Source organism: Gordonia sp. 135 (genome assembly GCF_009720185.1).
In the GTDB taxonomy this organism is placed as follows: Bacteria; Actinomycetota; Actinomycetes; order Mycobacteriales; family Mycobacteriaceae; genus Gordonia; species Gordonia alkanivorans.
Genome location: NZ_CP046257.1, coordinates 256,391 through 272,184 on the forward strand (window position 1 = coordinate 256,391; position 15,794 = coordinate 272,184).

Below are 15,794 nucleotides of genomic sequence, written 5' to 3' on the forward strand. Positions count from 1 at the left end.
TCACTTGATGATCGCGTCGACCGTCTTCTTCAACGCCGACGGCTGCGACGGGCGACGCGGTGCCTTCTCCTTGAGCCGGAGCATCTCTTCGCCGATCTCCTGGAGATCCTTGCGGCCGAGGGCCTCCCGCACCTTCGGGAACCACTCGTCCTCTTCTTCCTCGATGTGGTGCTCGACGTTCTCGATCAGCACGGTCGTCTTGGCGTCGAACCGCTCGGAGTCCGGCTTCAACGCGGCGAGCTCGACGACGAGGACGTCGGCAACGTGGTGTTCCTCGTAGGACTCGAGGATGTCGTCCTCGAGATCGGGTACGCGCTTACGGATCTCGGGGTACATGCACTCGTTCTCGATGTAGGTGTGCACGGTGAGGGCCTCGATGATCTTGTCGACGATCTTGCCCTTGGTCTTGGTGGCGTTCGGGCCCTGGGACTTGAAGTCGCGGAAGAGTTTGCGGATCTCTTTGTGGTCGTCCTTCAGGATGACGATGGCGTCGGTGGACATGGCGGAACTCCTGGATGTGGGCTGGACATCGGAATCTCGGTATTCCGCAATACGCCCGCGCTGAAACATCTCACCTGAGCCGGGGTCCCGGCGGGGTTCCTAGCCCCAGCCGTTGGCGTGCAGCCAGGCGTCGTCGATCCCGAAGTGGTGGGCGATCTCGTGCATGACGGTGACCGCGACCTCGTGCACCACCTCGTCGCGCGAATTGCACATCGCCAGGATCGGGTCCCGGTAGATCGTGATCGTGTCCGGTAGGAATCCGCCGTAGTCGTGGTCGCGCAGGGTCAGCGCCACGCCCTGGTACAGCCCGAGGATGTCGGGCTCCTCGGGGTTGTACGGCTCGACGAGGATGACCACGTTGTTCATCGCGCCGGTGAGTTCCGACGGGATGGTGTCCAGTGCGTCGGAGACCAGCCCGTCGAACTCGTCGTCGGACATCGGGACGGCCATGGGGTCAGCCCGCCGGGGCGGGGGCCTGGTCGGGGTTCGGTGCGATTCCCGGCGGGAGCGGCACCGGCGTCGGGAGAGCGCGACCGGGCGGAGCAGCGGGCGGCGGGACGGGCGCCTTGCCGTTGATCAGCAGTGCCCCGTCCTTGGCGTCGCCGACGAGGGTGGCGAATCCGCCGCGCTTGTCGGGCAGCCCGAGGTAGCAGACCACCTTTCGGCTGCCGGCGAGCCAGCTCGGCTCGCTGAGAACCGACCACTGCACGTTCAGTGTCGTCTTGTCGAGAGCGGCCGCGCCGCCGGCGAATCGTTCGGCCTGCTTCGGGCAGATCGAGCCGAGGTAGTTGTTCTGGGCGCCGGTCGCGGGCCACGGCTTGTTCGACATCCGGTCGCCGAAGCGGACCGCGAGGTCGACGATGCCGGTGGTCTGGAAGGCGTGCGGCTCGGCGCAGTTGACCGGAAATCCGGTGGGGTTGCGGTTCTCGGGGTCGATGCCGATGCACGTTCCCTCGGGCCACACATACGACTGGTTCTGGTCGGCGACGCGGCCGGAGAACTGCACGGGCTGACCGTTGGCCCCGTCTTCCTGGACCCCGCAGCGCAGCTGCCGGGCGCCCTTGTCCCACTGGGCCTGCGACGGGTACATCATGCCGACCGAGAAGCGGCCCTGCGGATCGAGGCGACCGTCGAGGTACTGGTCGACGATCACCGGACACTGCTCGTCGCGGATGGCGGCGAAACGCTCGGGCCCGGGCCACAGCGCGTCCTCACCGAACTCGACGCCGGGGATGAGCGAGGTGTCGATGCCGCCGGCCACCTCGAAGCGGTGCTTCTGCGCGCATTCGACTGCGGTCGGCTGCCCGGGGTTCCCCTCGGGCCAGTCCAGGCAGTCGCCGGCGACGGACTGGGTGAAGGCGTTCTGGACGAGTCGTTCGCCCTCGCCGACCTTGCTGCCGCCGACGCTGCCGGCGTCGTCGAAGACGCCCATCGCCAAGGCGATACCGCCGGCGACGAGTGCGCCGACGACGATCGCGGCCAGGACGACGAAGACGGGATTGCGCGTGGCGTTTCGTGGGGGCCGGCCGGCGGCATTGACCGGCTCGTCGTGCGGTTCGACCGGGTCGACGGCGGTGAAATCGTCGTCGATGGCGTCGTGCGCGTCGTGGTCGGGCTTGTCGCGATCAGGGTCGGGCTCGTTCATCGGGATCCATCATGCCTGGTCGATCCGGCTGGGCACACCCGCATCAGTCGATGCGGGCACCAGCCACTGCGGCGAGAGCTGCCTACACTCGCGGGAATGCCCGCCGATTCCTCTCCCGTGCCCGGTCCGGACGCGACCCCGGACGCCGAGGTGGTCGAACTGGCCACGCGCCTGTTCGAGATGGCCCGCTCCGGCGACGCCGCCACGCTGAGCGGCTACGTCGATGCCGGGGTGCCGGTGAACCTGCGCAACCAGTCCGGCGACTCGCTGCTGATGCTCGCCGCCTATCACGGCCGCGCGTCGGCGGTCTCGGTGCTGCTGTCCCGCGGCGCCGATCCCGACCTCGCCAACGACCGCGGACAGACCCCGCTGGCCGGCGCGGTGTTCAAGGGATTCGACGACGTGGTCCGGCTGCTCGTCGACGCCGGGGCCGATCCGCACGGAGGCACCCCGTCGGCCGCCGACGCCGCCGCGATGTTCGGCCGCGACGATCTCCGGGCGCTCTGGAGCTGACCTGCGGGCGGGCCCGGGTTTCACTTCGGTGGCGTGATCGGGTTCGCATCGCGCGCTCAAGTAGGGTTTGAAGGCGTGATCGACCTGAAGATTGTTCGTGACGACCCGGATCTGGTCCGTACTTCGCAGCGCACTCGCGGCGAGGACCCCGGCCTGGTGGATGCCCTGCTCGATGCCGATGCGGCCCGTCGTGCGGCCATCGTCGACGCCGACACGTTGCGCTCCGAGCAGAAGGCTCTCGGAAAACAGGTCGGCAAGGCGCAGGGCGACGAGAAGCAGGCGCTGCTCGCCAAGGGCAAGGAGCTCGCCGAGCAGGTCAAGGCCGCCGTCGCGCGTCAGTCCGAGGCCGATGAGGCCGCCGCGAAGGCCCACCGCGCGATCTCCAACATCGTCGCGCCGGAGGCCCCCGCGGGTGGCGAGGACGACTACATCGTCCTCGAGCACGTCGGAGAGCCCCGCGACATCGAGAACCCGAAGGATCATCTCGAACTGGGCGAGTCGCTCGGTCTGCTCGACATGGAGCGCGGCGCCAAGGTGTCGGGTTCGCGGTTCTACTTCCTCACCGGGCAGGGCGCCTTCCTGCAGCTCGGCCTGCTCAACATGGCCGCGCAGAAGGCTGCCGCCAACGGCTTCACGCTGATGGTCCCGCCCGTCCTGGTGCGTCCGGAGGTCATGGAGGGCACCGGCTTCCTCGGCGCCCACGCCGACGAGGTTTACCACCTCGACAAGGACGACGACCTGTACCTGGTCGGCACCTCGGAGGTGCCGCTCGCCGGCTACCACATGGACGAGATCCTGGACCTGTCCGACGGCCCGAAGCGGTACGCCGGCTGGTCGACCTGCTTCCGCCGGGAGGCCGGCAGCTACGGCAAGGACACCCGCGGCATCATCCGCGTGCACCAGTTCGACAAGGTCGAGGGCTTCATCTACTGCAGGCCCGAGGACGCCGAGGCCGAGCACCAGCGTCTGCTGGGCTGGGAGAAGGACATGCTGGCCGCGATCGACGTGCCCTACCGTGTCATCGACGTCGCGGGTGGCGACCTCGGTTCGTCGGCGTCGCGCAAGTTCGACTGCGAGGCTTGGGTTCCCACCCAGAACGCCTACCGCGAGCTCACGTCGACGTCGAACTGCACGACGTTCCAGGCCCGCCGTCTCTCGATCCGCTACCGCGACGAGAACGGGAAGCCGCAGACCGCGGCGACGCTCAACGGCACACTCGCGACCACCCGCTGGCTGGTGGCCATCCTCGAGAACCACCAGCAGCCCGACGGTTCGGTGAAACTGCCGCCCGAGCTTGCGAAGTTCGTCGGCACCGACGTCCTCACGCCTCGTTGATCTGAGCCTGGGTCATGACCAGCGGGATCGTCATCGCGGTGATCGGTGCGCTGGCGTTTGCCGCCGCGGCCGTTCTCCAGGCGCTGGGCGCCGAGCAGGTCTCGCAGCGCGCCGCCATCCGTGAGGAGCGTCGACGATCCGCGGCGGCCCACCCGTCGTTGAAGTCCACCGCGCTGACGATGCTGACGGTGCCGTTCCTGGTCGGGTTCGTGTTCGACATCATCGGGTTCATCGCGACGATCGCGTCGGCCCGTCTGATCCCGCTGTTCCTGTCGCAGACCATCATCTCGGCCCGGTTGGTCGCCACGGCGCTCCTCGCCATGGTCGTGCTGAAAGTCGGCCTCACGATGCGTGATTGGATCGCCGGTGCGGTGGTCGTGGCGTCGCTGATCCTGCTGGCGGTGTCGGCCGGTCGCGAGGGCGTGGACCACACTGCGTGGATGCGGTGGGCCGTCCTGGTCGCCGGTCCCGCGCTGATCTTGCTCGGCCTGATCGTGATGCGGCGCTTGAAGACTCACATCGCCACTGTCACCGGTCTCATCGCCGGCGCCGTGTTCGGTGTGATGGCGGTGGCGTCCCGCATCCTCGACGGCCTGGACCCCCTCGACCTCACCGTGCTGTTCACCGACCCGGCTCTGTATGCGTTGCTGCTCAGCGGGATCGGCGGCTTCTACCTGTTCACCGTGGCACTCCAGACCGGATCGGTGAACGGTGCCGCGGCAGCACTCGTCGTCGGGCAGACGGTTCTCCCGGGCGCGGTGGGCATCGCCTTCCTCGGTGACGTCACGCGCGCGGGCTGGGGACCGGCCGCGATCGTCGCCTTCGTCGCCGCCGTCGGCGGGGGAGTGGTGCTCGCGTCGTCGGGTGCCGTCACCGCCGTCGAGACGGCCGACGCCACAAATGCGCCTCGCGGGTACGGGCATCCGCCGCGGGAGCTGGGCCGACCCCACTAGCTCGCGGCACCCGGCAGGTTTCGCTAGCCGATTCCGACGATGAACAGCAGTCGGTGTCCCACCCGGTCACTGAGCCAGGCCGGCGGAGAGCAGCAGGGCCGCGAAGACCACCGAGTGAGGCCGCAGTGCGCACCGGGCGGATCGACGCCACGCACCGTCTCGTCGCATCTGTATCGGGTGTTCCCAAACTCGGAGTCACCTCGCGGGCAGCGCTTCGTGATGCGCTCGACGGCTGGCAGGTACCGACTGAGGTCGATGGAACCGACTGGCGCACAACGTGTTGGTTACCGGGACCTTGTGGAGGAGGATCCGCGTTTGTCGGTGGGTTGATCTAGATTGGTTGGTAACAGATTCAGCCATCCAGGTTGGGCTGTAGACGTTGTGGGGGCAGCGTGAGCAAGTGGATCGATCTTCCGGGCGGGTTCCTCGCCGGGGTCGATCCTGCCCACCCCGAATTGTCTGACACCGCAACCCATATGGAACGGTTCGGTTCGATCCGCCATGGTGAGGCTTATCTGGCGTGGTGCCGGTATGAGTCGATCGTCACCGTCTACGACCAGCTCGTGGTCAACACTCAGGGCGGGTTCTTCATCGACCGCTACACCGAGATGGTGACCCGGGTCTGCCGTGAAGCCGCCATCACCCGCTACCAGGCCGATCAGTGGGTGGGTGAAGCGCTCGCCCTGCGTGACCGGCTACCGAAGGTGCTGACCACCCTGCGCGACGGCATCCTGTCGCGGCAGTTGATCCAGACGGTCATCTCCCGCACCGACCTCATCTCCGACGCCGCGGCCATCGCGGACCTCGATACCGAGATCGAAACCATCCTGCGCACCAGGAAGGGCGCCTGGACCACACCGAAGCTGCGTGACATGGTCGACCGCCTCGTCTTCCGTCACGATCCTGATGCAGTGCGGGAGCGGCGTCGTGAAGCGTTGGACAAGCGCGGTATGTGGACCGAGAACTTCACCGACGGCACCGGTGAGATCACCGGCGTGATGGCGGCCGAGAACATTCGCATCGCCGCGAAAGCGGTGAAAGCGTTGGCCGACACCGTGTGTGCGCACGACGGCCGCAACCGTAACCAGCGCAACTCCGATGCCATGTTCGCATTGCTGACCGGCACCATCTTCGACTGCCAATGCCAGCGAGAGGACTGTGACGCCGAGATCCCCGACCCCGCCGAGGTCGTTCGGTCGGTGAGCACCGAGGTCGTCATCCACGTCGTCACCGACGCCGCCACTCTCGCCGGGGCACCAGGGATCGGTTGGGTCGACGGCCACGGGATCGTCTCCGACGAGCATGTGCGTGATCTCGCCGAACGGGTCGACGCGACCATCACACCCGTCACCCCGGTGCGCACACCCCCGGCCCGCGTTGTTGTCGAGGACGTCCCGTCGAAAGACGTCGTGATCGTCTACCCCGGTGCGCAAGCCGCCGACCCGTACCGGCCCACCGCTGCGTGTGCCGATTTCGTGCGGGTGCGTGATGGGTACTGCACCGAACCGGGCTGCGGGTGTTCGGCTTTCGACTCCGATCTGGACCACGTGACCGAGTACGACCACACCAACCCCGCCCAGGGTGGGGCGACGGCGAGTGAGAACTTGAACGCCAAGTGCCGGTTCGGGCATCTACACAAGACGTTCGGCGACTGGATAGACGTCCAGTACCGCGACGACGACGGCCACCTGGTCACCGAATACCGCACGTCCGAAGGGTTCGTCATTCCCGGTGACGCCGAGAACCTCGAGGACTCCTTCCCCAACCTGCGTCGTATCCGCTACGAACAGCCACCCCAGGCCCCACCGACACCACGGGTCATCACCGGGGACGACACCCCGCCCACCAGCAACCGGCTCGCGCACAAACACGCACGCCGGCGGGCCGAACGTGCCCGCAACCAGCGGGAACGTGAGAGGCGTCAGCAGATGGACGGACCTCCGCCCTTCTGAAGTCCCACCGGCCTGAGTCGGTGGAGGAATCGTAATGCAGTCACTTGACGGAGGCTACGAGCCCTCGCCGCGAGCGACGCTTGAGCGGTCGTCGACCAACGCCCTCACCGGCACGACCGTTGTTCCACCACCGCTGGCCCCTCAGCTTCTTCAAGAACTGAGCCACCACTCCGAACGAAAGACATGATCGTGAACTCATCCCTCCCTCTTCCCGGCGGCACCTGGACCCTGGGTGACACAACAGTCACCAGATTCGGTTACGGCGCAATGTAACTCGACGGTCCTTGGGTGATGGGTCCGCCCGCCGACCCCGTCGCGGCCCGGGCCGTGCTCCGCGACGTCATCTAACTGGGCATCACCCACATCGACACCAGCGACGCCTATGGACCTCGCGTCACCAACGAACTGATCCGCGAGACGCTCCACCCATATCCCGAGTCGCTGTTCATCGCGACGAAGGTCGGCGCCACCCGGGACGCCGAGGCACGTTCCGTCGCCCCGATCGTCTGCGTCCAGAACATGTACAACCTCGCCCATCGCGCCGACGACGCCCTTATCGACGAACTCGCCGCCGACGGCATCGCGTACGTGCCGTTCTTTCCGCTCGGCGGCTTCTCGCCGCTGCAGTCCGAAGCGCTGTCCCGGGTCGCCGGCCGCCTGGGCGCCACACCCATGTCCGTCGCACTGGCCTGGCTGCTTCAGCGTTCACCGAACATCCTGCTCATCCCCGGGACGTCGTCGGCGGCACACCTCCGCGAGAACATCGCGGGCGCCGGCCTCGCGCTGACCGCCGATGACCTGGCCGAACTCGACACCATCGGTCGCTGACAGCGGTAGCGCGTGGTCGTCGTGGTGGTTGGCAGCAAGCCGAACTGCCCGACGCCGGGGATGCCGCCGCGTGGTTCGCCGGCCGACTGCCCGACGCCTGGTTCACCGGACCCGTAGAGGTCACCGTCGACCGCGACGAGATCACGGTGATCGGAACCCTGGAGCCGCCCGAGACCAGCGACGACGCCGACGCACGGGCCGCAGCGCAGGGGCGGGCGTCGAGGTTCCGCGAGGACACCCGCGCGGAACGGATGTCGATCGCCGACGAGGCGCAGGCCCGCTACGCCCGAAAGGTGTCATGGGGTGTCGCCGTCGGCGACGAGCGAATCCTCTTCACCCACCTTGCGGTACCGGTCATGACGCGGCTCCGGTAGCCGGAACGGCGCGTTCTCGACACCCTCGTCGATGCCGGGGTCGCCCGGTCGAGGGCCGACGCGTTGGCCTGGTCGGTCAAGCTGGTCGGCGCGCACACCGAGGAGTGGCTGGGCAAATTGCGTGCCGCAATGGACGAGGTGGACAACTTGCGTGCCGAAGGTCCCGGTCTCTGACCGATTTTCGGGCCGAAGCGGGGATACTGATCCGATGCTGATCGGAATCCTCGCGGCCGTCTTCGCGGCGCTCGCCTACGGTACGGCCTCGGTGCTGCAGGCACGAGGCGCGCAGAGCGTCGCCGACACGGGTGCCGGGCCCGGTGAGGCGCCGTCGTTGCGGTCGACCATCGCGGCCATGCTGACGGTGGCGTTCATCGCGGGAATGGCGTTGGACGGCATCGGGTTTCTCGGCAACCTCGTGGCGGCGCGGATGATCCCGCTGTTCCTCGCGCAGCCCATCGTCAGCGCCAATCTGGTCGTGACGGTGGTGCTGGCGACCATCGTGCTGAAAGCAAAGCTGTCCCAGCGTGATTGGATCGCGATCGGCGTCGTCGTGGTGGCGTTGGTGCTGCTCGGGTTCGCCGCGGGCGACGAGGGACGCAAACACGAGTGGTGGCTGCACTGGGCCGTTCTCATCGCGGCGGTGATCATCCTCGGTCTCGGAGCAGCGATCCTGCCGCGGATGCAGAGCCGGGTCGCGGTGCTGGCAGGTTTGTCCGGCGGTGTGCTGTTCGGCGTTCTCGCCGTGGCGGTCCGAATCCTCGACGGCCTGGACCCCTTCGATCTCGGTGAACTCTTCACCGACCCCGCCCTGTACGCGATCATCCTGGCCGGACCGGGTGGGTTCTACATGTTCACGGTGGCCCTGCAGAAGGGCGCGGTGAGTGCGGCGTCGGCGTCGCTGGTGGTCGGCGAGACCGTGGTGCCCGGCGTTATCGGGATTGTGGTCCTCGGCGACACCGTCCGGGAAGGCTGGGGACCGGTCGCGGTGATCGCGTTCATCGCCGCCGTCATCGGCGCGGTGGTCGTCGCGATGTCGCCGGTCATCGAAGAGGTCGAACGCGCGGGGGAGAGCACGCCGGTCGGCTGAACTGTGCCGTCTATACCGTGTAAGCCGTCCAAAATCCGACAACACCGGCATCATTACTGCTCATGCGCCTGACATTGCGGTTCCTGGTGACGCTGACCTCCGTGATCGGCATGGGGGTCTCCCTGTGCCTGGTGGCTCAACCGGTCACCGCCGCGCCGCTGCCGAACCCGGTCGCGGCGCCGAGCCAGCTGCCGTCGCAGGACCCCTTCTATGTCCCGCCCCGCGGCTACGAGAACCGGGTGCCGGGTGCGGTACTGCGGACACGACAGGTTCAACTCGGTTGGCGCGCAACGAATGTGCCGATATCTGCGACACAGATCCTCTACCGCAGCACCAACAACTTCGGCAACCCGACGTCGACGGTCACCACCGTGATCTCACCGCCGGGTGTGGGACCGGGGGCACCGCGTCGTCTGGTGTCCTACCACTCGTTCTACGACGCGCTGGGCTCTCAGTGCGACCCGTCGTACACGCTGCGCGGCGGCAACATGTCCGAGCGGCCGATCGACATCAGCCTGGTCACCGGCCTGATGGCCGCCGGGTACACGGTGTCGGTGCCCGACTACGAAGGGCGTGGCCTGCGCTGGACGATTGCGCGGGAATCCGGCTACGCCGCGCTCGACGGTCTCCGGGCGACCCTGCGTCAGCTTCGTGCTCCGGCACGCACTCCGATCGGACTGTTCGGCTACTCCGGCGGATCGGTGCCGACGGGCTTCGGTGCGGAACTGGCGCCGAAGTACGCGCCGGAGCTGAACATCGTCGGGGCAGCCGCCGGCGGAGTGGTCGTCGATCCCATCCACAACCTGGGCTACGTCAACGGCAAGAAGGACTGGACCGGAGTCATCCCGGCGCTGATGGCGGTCTACGACGAGACCTACGGCCTGAACCTGGCCGACTACCTGTCCCCGAAGGGCACGCGCATCCTGCGTCAGGTGGCCGGGCAGTGCATAGAACAATTCGCCGACGCATACCCGGGGCTCACCGACCGTCAGCTCCTGAAGCCCGGGGTCGGTGGCATCCTCGACGTTCCCGGTGCACGCCGGGCACTTTCGGCCAACATCATGGGGACGCTCGGTACCCCGCGGGCGCCGATGATGTTGGGAGTCGGGAACTCCGACGGCGTCGGCGACGGCGTGATGATCACCGGTGACGTCGCGCGCCTGGCCGGGAGTTTTTGTCGTCGCGGAGTGCCCACGACGTTCACCGAGTACCGCGGCCAGTCACATACGGCGGCGTTCATCCCCTGGAGTGTCGAGGCTCTTGCATTTCTGGACAATCGGTTCGCCGGACGACCGACGGGAGGCTGCTGAAGCAACCGCCCGCCGGCCTCGGACGTCAGTCTGCGTCGGCTGAGGGGTGCTTGTTGGTGCCGCCGTCGGACACCTCGAAGTTCTTCCATTCGCCGTTGTCGTGGACCTGCATGACGGTCCCGAGGCTGTCGTCGGGCGCGGCGACGGTCTTGAACCAGTCGTAAGCACTGGTGGCGTCGTCGAAATCCTTCTCCTCGATGACCTTTTCGTCGGAATCCACGACGCGGTACTGAGCCATGATCTTCTCTCCTCACTGTCGGGTTCGACCAGGGCGCCTCTGATGTGGCGCCTCTCTCGACCGTAGTCATCTGCCTACCCAGGCCCGTCCGGCCGCAACCATCGACGTCGGATCGTGCCCGCCCGACAACGCCTCGATAACGATGGGCGTCTCGGGTTTGAGTCGTGCTCAGCCGAGCACCTCGAGAAGCCGGCGGCAGGCCTCCTCGCAGCGTCGGCAGACGTCCGCGCAGATCCGGCAGTGCTGATGCATGTCGGCGTGTTTTGCGCACTCGTCAGCGCAGGCTCCACACGCGATGGCGCACGCTTCCAAGGTCTCCCGCACCAACGCGATGCTGGCCTCGGTGCGTCGGAGCAACACTCGTTCGGTGATGGAACACAGGTCGGCGCAGTCGAGGTCGGCGCGGATGCACTCGACGAGGTGCTCGACGCCGCTCTCGCCGAGACATGCGTCCGCGCAGGAGGTGCAGGCCTGCGTACATTCGGCGCACGCCTGGATGCAGGCCGCGAGCACGGCGTCGTCGATGTCGTCGCGGACCGGATGTGCCTCGAGTATCTCGGTCACAGTTGTCATGTGGGGTGGAATACCCCCCAATTTCAGGGCTGAAACCGCCCGAGTTCCTGGTCGCTGACCGGCCTTCCGGCGTAGGTCCGTTCGGACGCCGTCATCGCGTCAGTCGAGCTTGCTCGCGCGCAGCTCGTGGCCCTTCGACGTCAGGCAGCGGCCCGAGGTCAGGTCCCACTGCCAGCCGTGGAGATTGCAGGTCAGCTTCTCGCCCTCGATGACACCGAACTTGCCGAGATCGGCCTTCAGGTGCGGGCAGCGGCGCTGGATCTCCCAGCCGTCCTTGGTGATCGACGCCGAATCGTCGTGTGCCTCGGCGAACCAGCCGTCGGCGTAGGCGATGCGCTCGTCGGTCAGGCACTTGAAGAAGGTGTAGAGGAACTCGTTGTATCCGCCGATGCGCCACGTGGTGAAACGTGTGGACAGGAAGATGGTGTTCACCCAGTCCGGCTCGTTGTCCCGGAGAACCGTGCGCACGAGTTCGGTGGCGATTCGGAAACCGTAGCGGTACTTGCCTTCTCCCTCCTTCGGCTCACGCACGATGCGGTTGGGGAAGTCGAGTACGACGGTCTCGGTGGCGTCGTTCGCCGGACCGCCGCCCGGGGTCATCACCAGGCCGACGGGGTAACCGATGCCGTCGCAGATCAGATCCGACTGGGCCATGATCGGTTCGAAGAGTTCGCGGAGGGCGCCGATCAGCGGTTCCCCCTCGGCGGGCGCCCAGGTGGCCTTGTCCGCGGCGATCACCGGCGCGAACTTCTCCTTCATCCGCTCGAGGTAGGCGCGCTTGTTCTCGCCGAACACGTCGCCCGGCGCGTACGGGTGGCTGACCTCGTTCAGCGTCGAACCGGTGAAGTCGGCGACCGATCCGGAGACCATCATCAGGCCGCGATGCTTCTCGCCGTCGTCGGTGCCGTGGATGCGCATCTGCTCCAGGAAGGTCTCCTGATCGGGGAAGATCGAGGTGTCGTCCGCGGTGTCGGCGGAACCGAAGTCGTTGAGGTGGAAAAGATCTTCGTCGAGGAACATCGGCGGACCGGCCGACGGCACGACCCAGGTCGCACCGACCTGCTCGATGTACGAGCGCGCGCGGTCCATTCCGCGCTGACGCTTCTGAGATGCGAAGTTGGCCTTCGACTTCCGCGGGATGTCGTAGACCATCGGGTACCAGATGGCGCCTGAGTACTGCAGCAGGTGCACGTCGACGTGACCGAACGCGGCGTCGATGACGTCGAGGTCGATCGGGCGGGCGTCGTTCATGTTGAAGCAGACGGTCTCGCCGTCGGAGACGACCAGGCCGCTGTCGCCGATCGGCCCGTCGGCCGGCGCGCGCAGCGCGATGATCATGACGTCGAGCGAACCCTTGTCGTTGGTCACCGTCGTCTTCACCGAGTCGGTGGTCTCGACGAACTTGGTGAAGCCGAGCTTCTCGAGTTCCCCACGCAGGTCCGGCACCGGGTAGTCGGGGAGCAGGACCGTCGCGTCCTTGTTGACGTTCTCGCGAAGGTTCTTCTCGTCGAAGTGGTCACGGTGGAGGTGCGAGACGTAGAGGTAGTCGCAGTCGCCGAGCGTCTTCCAGTCGAGCTCGGAATTGTCCGGGAACGGCACCCACGAGGCGAAGTAGGTGGGGTTGACCCAGGGGTCGCAGAGGATCGATCCGGCGTTGGTCTGGATGTGGAAACCGGCGTGACCGATGCTGGTGATCTGCACGAAGGGGGCCTTTCCTGGTGTGCGCGGGGCTGCGCGTCAAAGCACTACAGTCCACCAATGTATCGAGCCGCGCGGACCGCCCGCGTGGGCCATGAGTCCCGCCGCCCGCAGATGCGACGATGAACACATGAGTTCTCCCAAGCTGTGGCGCGGGCAGACGCTCGAGGACCGGTCCACCGACCGGCGCGAGCAGATGCTCGCCGTCGCCGAGACCCTGCTGGGCACCGGCGGTACCGCTGCGGTGACGATGCGGGCCGTCGTGCGCGAGGCCGGCCTCAGCCCCCGCTACTTCTACGAGAGCTTCTCCTCGACCGAGGAGCTGGTCACCGCGGTGTACGACCGCGTCACCGAACAACTCCTCGCTCGGATCGCCGTCATCGAGCTCCCCGCCGACCGGCGGGGAAACGTCCGTGCGCTGCTCGAGGGCTTTCGCGAGTTCTTCCAGGACGAGCCGGGGCGGGCTCGCATCCTGTTGCGCGAACCGCTCGCCGACGACGTCCTCCGCGCCCATCGTGCCGCCACCGTGCCCGGATTCGTCCAGGCCGTCCTGGCCATGGTCACCGACGAGAACTCACTCGCCCCCGAACGCGTCGCGGTGATCTCCTCGGCGCTCACCGGGGCACTCGTGGCGCTCTACCTCGACCACATCGACGGCCGACTCGCCCTCACGCCCGAACAGCTCTCCGACGCCGCCGTCGACCTCGTGTTCGCCGTCACCCGCATCGGTGCCGACCAGGCCTGACCTGCCGCGTCCGATCACTGGTTAAGCTTTCCGGCATGGAACCCGTCTACGACACCGTGATCACCGCCGCCCGCCTGCTGTGGCTGGCCGAAGGTCTCAAGTTCAAGGTGTCGGGCGTCGAGCATGTACCGGCCGAGGGCCCCGGCGTCGTCGCGATCAACCACACCGGCTACCTCGACTTCACCTACGCCGGCATCCCCGCCCATCTGCAGGGACGTCGCAAGGTGCGGTTCATGGCGAAGAAAGAGGTCTTCGACAACAAGATCTCCGGCCCGATCATGCGCTCGCTCAAGCACATCCCCGTCGACCGTACCGCCGGTGCGGACAGCTACCGGGCCGCGGTCGAGTACCTCAAGCGCGGCGAGCTCGTCGGCGTCTACCCGGAGGCGACGATCAGCCGCAGCTTCGAGCTGAAGGCGTTCAAGTCGGGTGCGGCACGCATGGCGATCGAGTCCGGTGCGCCGATCATCCCGACCGTGATCTGGGGTGCCCAGCGCGTGTGGACCAAGGGACATCCGAAGCAGCTCGGCCGCACCGGCTACCCGATCTCGATCGGGGTCTGCGAAGCGCTCGAGCCCACCGGCGATCCCGACGCCCTCACCGCGAAGCTGCACGAGGTCATGAGCGCGAAGTTGCTCGAACTGCAGGACGCCTACGGCGAGCACCCCAAGGGTGAGTTCTGGGTTCCCGCACGCCTCGGCGGGTCGGCACCGACGCTCGAGGAGGCGAACCGCATGGACGCCGAGGAGCAGGCCGAACGCGCCGCCAAGCGCGCTCAGCGTGACAACCGCTGACCGTTAACCTTGGAGGAATGAGCAGCGGGCCGCGTCGAGGACGGGAGCCGGTCTACCGGACCCTGGAGATCATCGCGAACACGCTCGTCCGCGCCCAGGCGCTCGACCTGCACTTCACCGGGGTCCAGAACATCCCGGAGGTCGGCGGCGCGGTGCTGTGCATCAACCACACGGGCTACGTCGACTTCATCCCGGCCGCGTGGATTCCATGCTCCACGAGGTCCAGGACGCCTACGGCCCGCACCCGGCGGGCGAGTTCTGGGTACCGGCACGGCTCGGCGGATCGGCCCCGACACCACCGGAGGCCGCGGTCATCGAGGCCGACGAAGCGCTCCGCAAAGCCGAGGCCCGCGCCCGCAAGGCGGCCGAGAAACAACGTGAGGCCTACCAGGCCCGAGACAGAGGAAACAGATGACATTCGGTCCACCCACCCTCATCGCCAGCGACGTGGACGGGACACTGATCGACGACGACAACCGGGTGTCGTCGCGAACCGTGGCCGCGTTGTCGGCGGCCCGTGCGGCGGGCGTCGAGTTCGTGCTCGCGACCGGTCGCCCGCCCCGGTGGATCGCCGAGATCACCGACCAGTTCGCCGACACCGATGCCTTCGTCCGGTACGCGGTGTGCGCCAACGGCGCCATCATCTACGACGCCGAGCACGACCAGGTCCTGTGGTCGGCCAATCTCGAACCCGACGCCCTCGTGAAGTTGGGTGAGATCGCCTACCAGGAGATCCCGGGGTGTGGCATCGCCGCCGAGCGTGCCGGCCGGTCGGCGCACGACGCGGCGACGCCGCCGTTCGTCGCGAGCGCCGGTTACGAACACGCCTGGCTGAACCCGGATCACGTCGAGGTCGGCGACGACGAGGTGTTCAGCGAACCGGCGGTGAAGCTACTCGTGCGCAAACCGGACATGCCGAGCGGCGAGATGGCCGCGCGGCTGCAGCCGTTCGTCGGCGACCTCGCCCAGGTGACGTTCTCCACCGACAACGGGCTCGTCGAACTGTCGGTGCCGGGTACGCACAAGGCGTCCGGACTCGCGCGTCTCTGTGAGGCCACCGGTCTCCCCGGCGACGGCCTGATCGCCTTCGGCGACATGCCCAACGACGTCGAGATGCTCACGTGGGCATCCCACGGCGTGGCCATGGGACACGGTCATCAGGCCGCGCTCGACGCCGCCGACGAGATCACCGTCGGCAACAACGACGACGGCGTCGCGAAAGTTCTCGAGCGCTGGTTCGGCTGACGC

The 15,794-nt window shown here is 67.3% G+C and carries 15 protein-coding genes and 3 pseudogenes; 12 read left to right on the plus strand and 6 right to left on the minus strand.

What is annotated here, in order from left to right; translation table 11 throughout:
* The 3 genes from GKZ92_RS01110 to GKZ92_RS01120 all read right to left on the minus strand — a co-directional run bounded on the left by GKZ92_RS01110 (window position 1) and on the right by GKZ92_RS01120 (window position 2,146).
* Window positions 1-501, minus strand: a complete 501-nt coding sequence (locus GKZ92_RS01110; protein WP_127961955.1) for a hemerythrin domain-containing protein — start codon at window positions 499-501, stop codon at window positions 1-3.
* Window positions 502-600: 99 nt separating this feature from the next.
* On the minus strand, window positions 601-951 hold the full coding sequence (locus tag GKZ92_RS01115) for a metallopeptidase family protein (RefSeq protein ID WP_005199266.1): 351 nt from the start codon (window positions 949-951) through the stop codon (window positions 601-603).
* A gap of 4 nt (window positions 952-955) precedes the next feature.
* Window positions 956-2,146: a septum formation family protein gene (locus tag GKZ92_RS01120; RefSeq protein WP_155224909.1), complete on the minus strand. Its 1,191-nt coding sequence runs from the start codon at window positions 2,144-2,146 to the stop codon at window positions 956-958.
* Window positions 2,147-2,242: 96 nt separating this feature from the next.
* Here GKZ92_RS01120 and GKZ92_RS01125 point away from each other — a divergent pair, with 96 nt between their 5' ends.
* The 8 genes and pseudogenes from GKZ92_RS01125 (at window position 2,243) to GKZ92_RS01160 (ending at window position 10,498) form a co-directional block, all read left to right on the plus strand.
* Window positions 2,243-2,659 (plus strand): ankyrin repeat domain-containing protein, encoded by a 417-nt coding sequence (locus GKZ92_RS01125; RefSeq protein ID WP_035754226.1) that lies wholly within the window; start codon window positions 2,243-2,245, stop codon window positions 2,657-2,659.
* A gap of 75 nt (window positions 2,660-2,734) precedes the next feature.
* Window positions 2,735-3,994 (plus strand): serine--tRNA ligase, encoded by a 1,260-nt coding sequence (serS, locus tag GKZ92_RS01130; RefSeq protein ID WP_035754227.1) that lies wholly within the window; start codon window positions 2,735-2,737, stop codon window positions 3,992-3,994.
* Between the two features lie 14 nt (window positions 3,995-4,008).
* Complete coding sequence (locus GKZ92_RS01135; protein WP_127961953.1) at window positions 4,009-4,947, plus strand: EamA/RhaT family transporter; 939 nt, start codon at window positions 4,009-4,011, stop codon at window positions 4,945-4,947.
* Between the two features lie 392 nt (window positions 4,948-5,339).
* Complete coding sequence (locus tag GKZ92_RS01140; RefSeq protein WP_155224910.1) at window positions 5,340-6,899, plus strand: HNH endonuclease signature motif containing protein; 1,560 nt, start codon at window positions 5,340-5,342, stop codon at window positions 6,897-6,899.
* Window positions 6,900-7,082: 183 nt separating this feature from the next.
* A pseudogene (locus tag GKZ92_RS01145) lies at window positions 7,083-7,727 on the plus strand (aldo/keto reductase).
* Window positions 7,724-8,275, plus strand: a pseudogene (locus tag GKZ92_RS01150) (hypothetical protein). Before GKZ92_RS01145 ends, GKZ92_RS01150 begins: the two co-directional pseudogenes overlap by 4 nt.
* A 34-nt stretch (window positions 8,276-8,309) precedes the next feature.
* Window positions 8,310-9,188 (plus strand): hypothetical protein, encoded by an 879-nt coding sequence (locus tag GKZ92_RS01155; RefSeq protein WP_155224911.1) that lies wholly within the window; start codon window positions 8,310-8,312, stop codon window positions 9,186-9,188.
* Between the two features lie 62 nt (window positions 9,189-9,250).
* Window positions 9,251-10,498: a lipase family protein gene (locus GKZ92_RS01160; RefSeq protein WP_155224912.1), complete on the plus strand. Its 1,248-nt coding sequence runs from the start codon at window positions 9,251-9,253 to the stop codon at window positions 10,496-10,498.
* Window positions 10,499-10,523: 25 nt separating this feature from the next.
* On the opposite strand, the gene GKZ92_RS01165 is transcribed toward GKZ92_RS01160, so the two are convergent.
* The 3 genes from GKZ92_RS01165 to GKZ92_RS01175 form a co-directional block, all read right to left on the minus strand.
* Entirely contained in the window at window positions 10,524-10,736 is a 213-nt protein-coding gene (locus GKZ92_RS01165; protein ID WP_006358826.1) for a hypothetical protein, read from the minus strand.
* Window positions 10,737-10,904: 168 nt separating this feature from the next.
* A complete protein-coding gene (locus GKZ92_RS01170; protein WP_155224913.1) occupies window positions 10,905-11,309 on the minus strand; it encodes a four-helix bundle copper-binding protein in 405 nt (134 codons plus the stop codon).
* Window positions 11,310-11,408: 99 nt separating this feature from the next.
* A complete protein-coding gene (locus GKZ92_RS01175; RefSeq protein ID WP_155224914.1) occupies window positions 11,409-13,010 on the minus strand; it encodes a Rieske 2Fe-2S domain-containing protein in 1,602 nt (533 codons plus the stop codon).
* A 127-nt stretch (window positions 13,011-13,137) separates the two neighbouring features.
* Between GKZ92_RS01175 and GKZ92_RS01180 the strand changes: the two genes are divergently transcribed.
* From GKZ92_RS01180 to GKZ92_RS01195, 4 genes and pseudogenes are all read left to right on the plus strand, one after another.
* Window positions 13,138-13,752: a TetR/AcrR family transcriptional regulator gene (locus GKZ92_RS01180; protein ID WP_155224915.1), complete on the plus strand. Its 615-nt coding sequence runs from the start codon at window positions 13,138-13,140 to the stop codon at window positions 13,750-13,752.
* Window positions 13,753-13,787: 35 nt separating this feature from the next.
* Window positions 13,788-14,546 (plus strand): lysophospholipid acyltransferase family protein, encoded by a 759-nt coding sequence (locus GKZ92_RS01185; protein WP_006358822.1) that lies wholly within the window; start codon window positions 13,788-13,790, stop codon window positions 14,544-14,546.
* A 17-nt stretch (window positions 14,547-14,563) separates the two neighbouring features.
* A pseudogene (locus GKZ92_RS01190) lies at window positions 14,564-14,961 on the plus strand (hypothetical protein).
* The gene (locus tag GKZ92_RS01195) at window positions 14,958-15,791 is read left to right on the plus strand and encodes a Cof-type HAD-IIB family hydrolase (protein WP_006358820.1); all 834 of its coding nucleotides are present in this window, start codon (window positions 14,958-14,960) and stop codon (window positions 15,789-15,791) included. The pseudogene GKZ92_RS01190 and the gene GKZ92_RS01195 overlap by 4 nt, the downstream one beginning before the upstream one ends.
* Window positions 15,792-15,794 lie beyond the last annotated feature (3 nt).

Coding starts and splice junctions, on each gene's coding strand:
- GKZ92_RS01110 (WP_127961955.1), bottom strand. CDS start 501: ATGTCCACCGACGCCATCGTCATCCTGAAGGACGACCACAAAGAGATC.
- GKZ92_RS01115 (WP_005199266.1), bottom strand. CDS start 951: ATGGCCGTCCCGATGTCCGACGACGAGTTCGACGGGCTGGTCTCCGAC.
- GKZ92_RS01120 (WP_155224909.1), bottom strand. CDS start 2,146: ATGAACGAGCCCGACCCTGATCGCGACAAGCCCGACCACGACGCGCAC.
- GKZ92_RS01125 (WP_035754226.1), top strand. CDS start 2,243: ATGCCCGCCGATTCCTCTCCCGTGCCCGGTCCGGACGCGACCCCGGAC.
- GKZ92_RS01135 (WP_127961953.1), top strand. CDS start 4,009: ATGACCAGCGGGATCGTCATCGCGGTGATCGGTGCGCTGGCGTTTGCC.
- GKZ92_RS01155 (WP_155224911.1), top strand. CDS start 8,310: ATGCTGATCGGAATCCTCGCGGCCGTCTTCGCGGCGCTCGCCTACGGT.
- GKZ92_RS01160 (WP_155224912.1), top strand. CDS start 9,251: ATGCGCCTGACATTGCGGTTCCTGGTGACGCTGACCTCCGTGATCGGC.
- GKZ92_RS01165 (WP_006358826.1), bottom strand. CDS start 10,736: ATGGCTCAGTACCGCGTCGTGGATTCCGACGAAAAGGTCATCGAGGAG.
- GKZ92_RS01170 (WP_155224913.1), bottom strand. CDS start 11,309: ATGACAACTGTGACCGAGATACTCGAGGCACATCCGGTCCGCGACGAC.
- GKZ92_RS01180 (WP_155224915.1), top strand. CDS start 13,138: ATGAGTTCTCCCAAGCTGTGGCGCGGGCAGACGCTCGAGGACCGGTCC.
- GKZ92_RS01185 (WP_006358822.1), top strand. CDS start 13,788: ATGGAACCCGTCTACGACACCGTGATCACCGCCGCCCGCCTGCTGTGG.
- GKZ92_RS01195 (WP_006358820.1), top strand. CDS start 14,958: ATGACATTCGGTCCACCCACCCTCATCGCCAGCGACGTGGACGGGACA.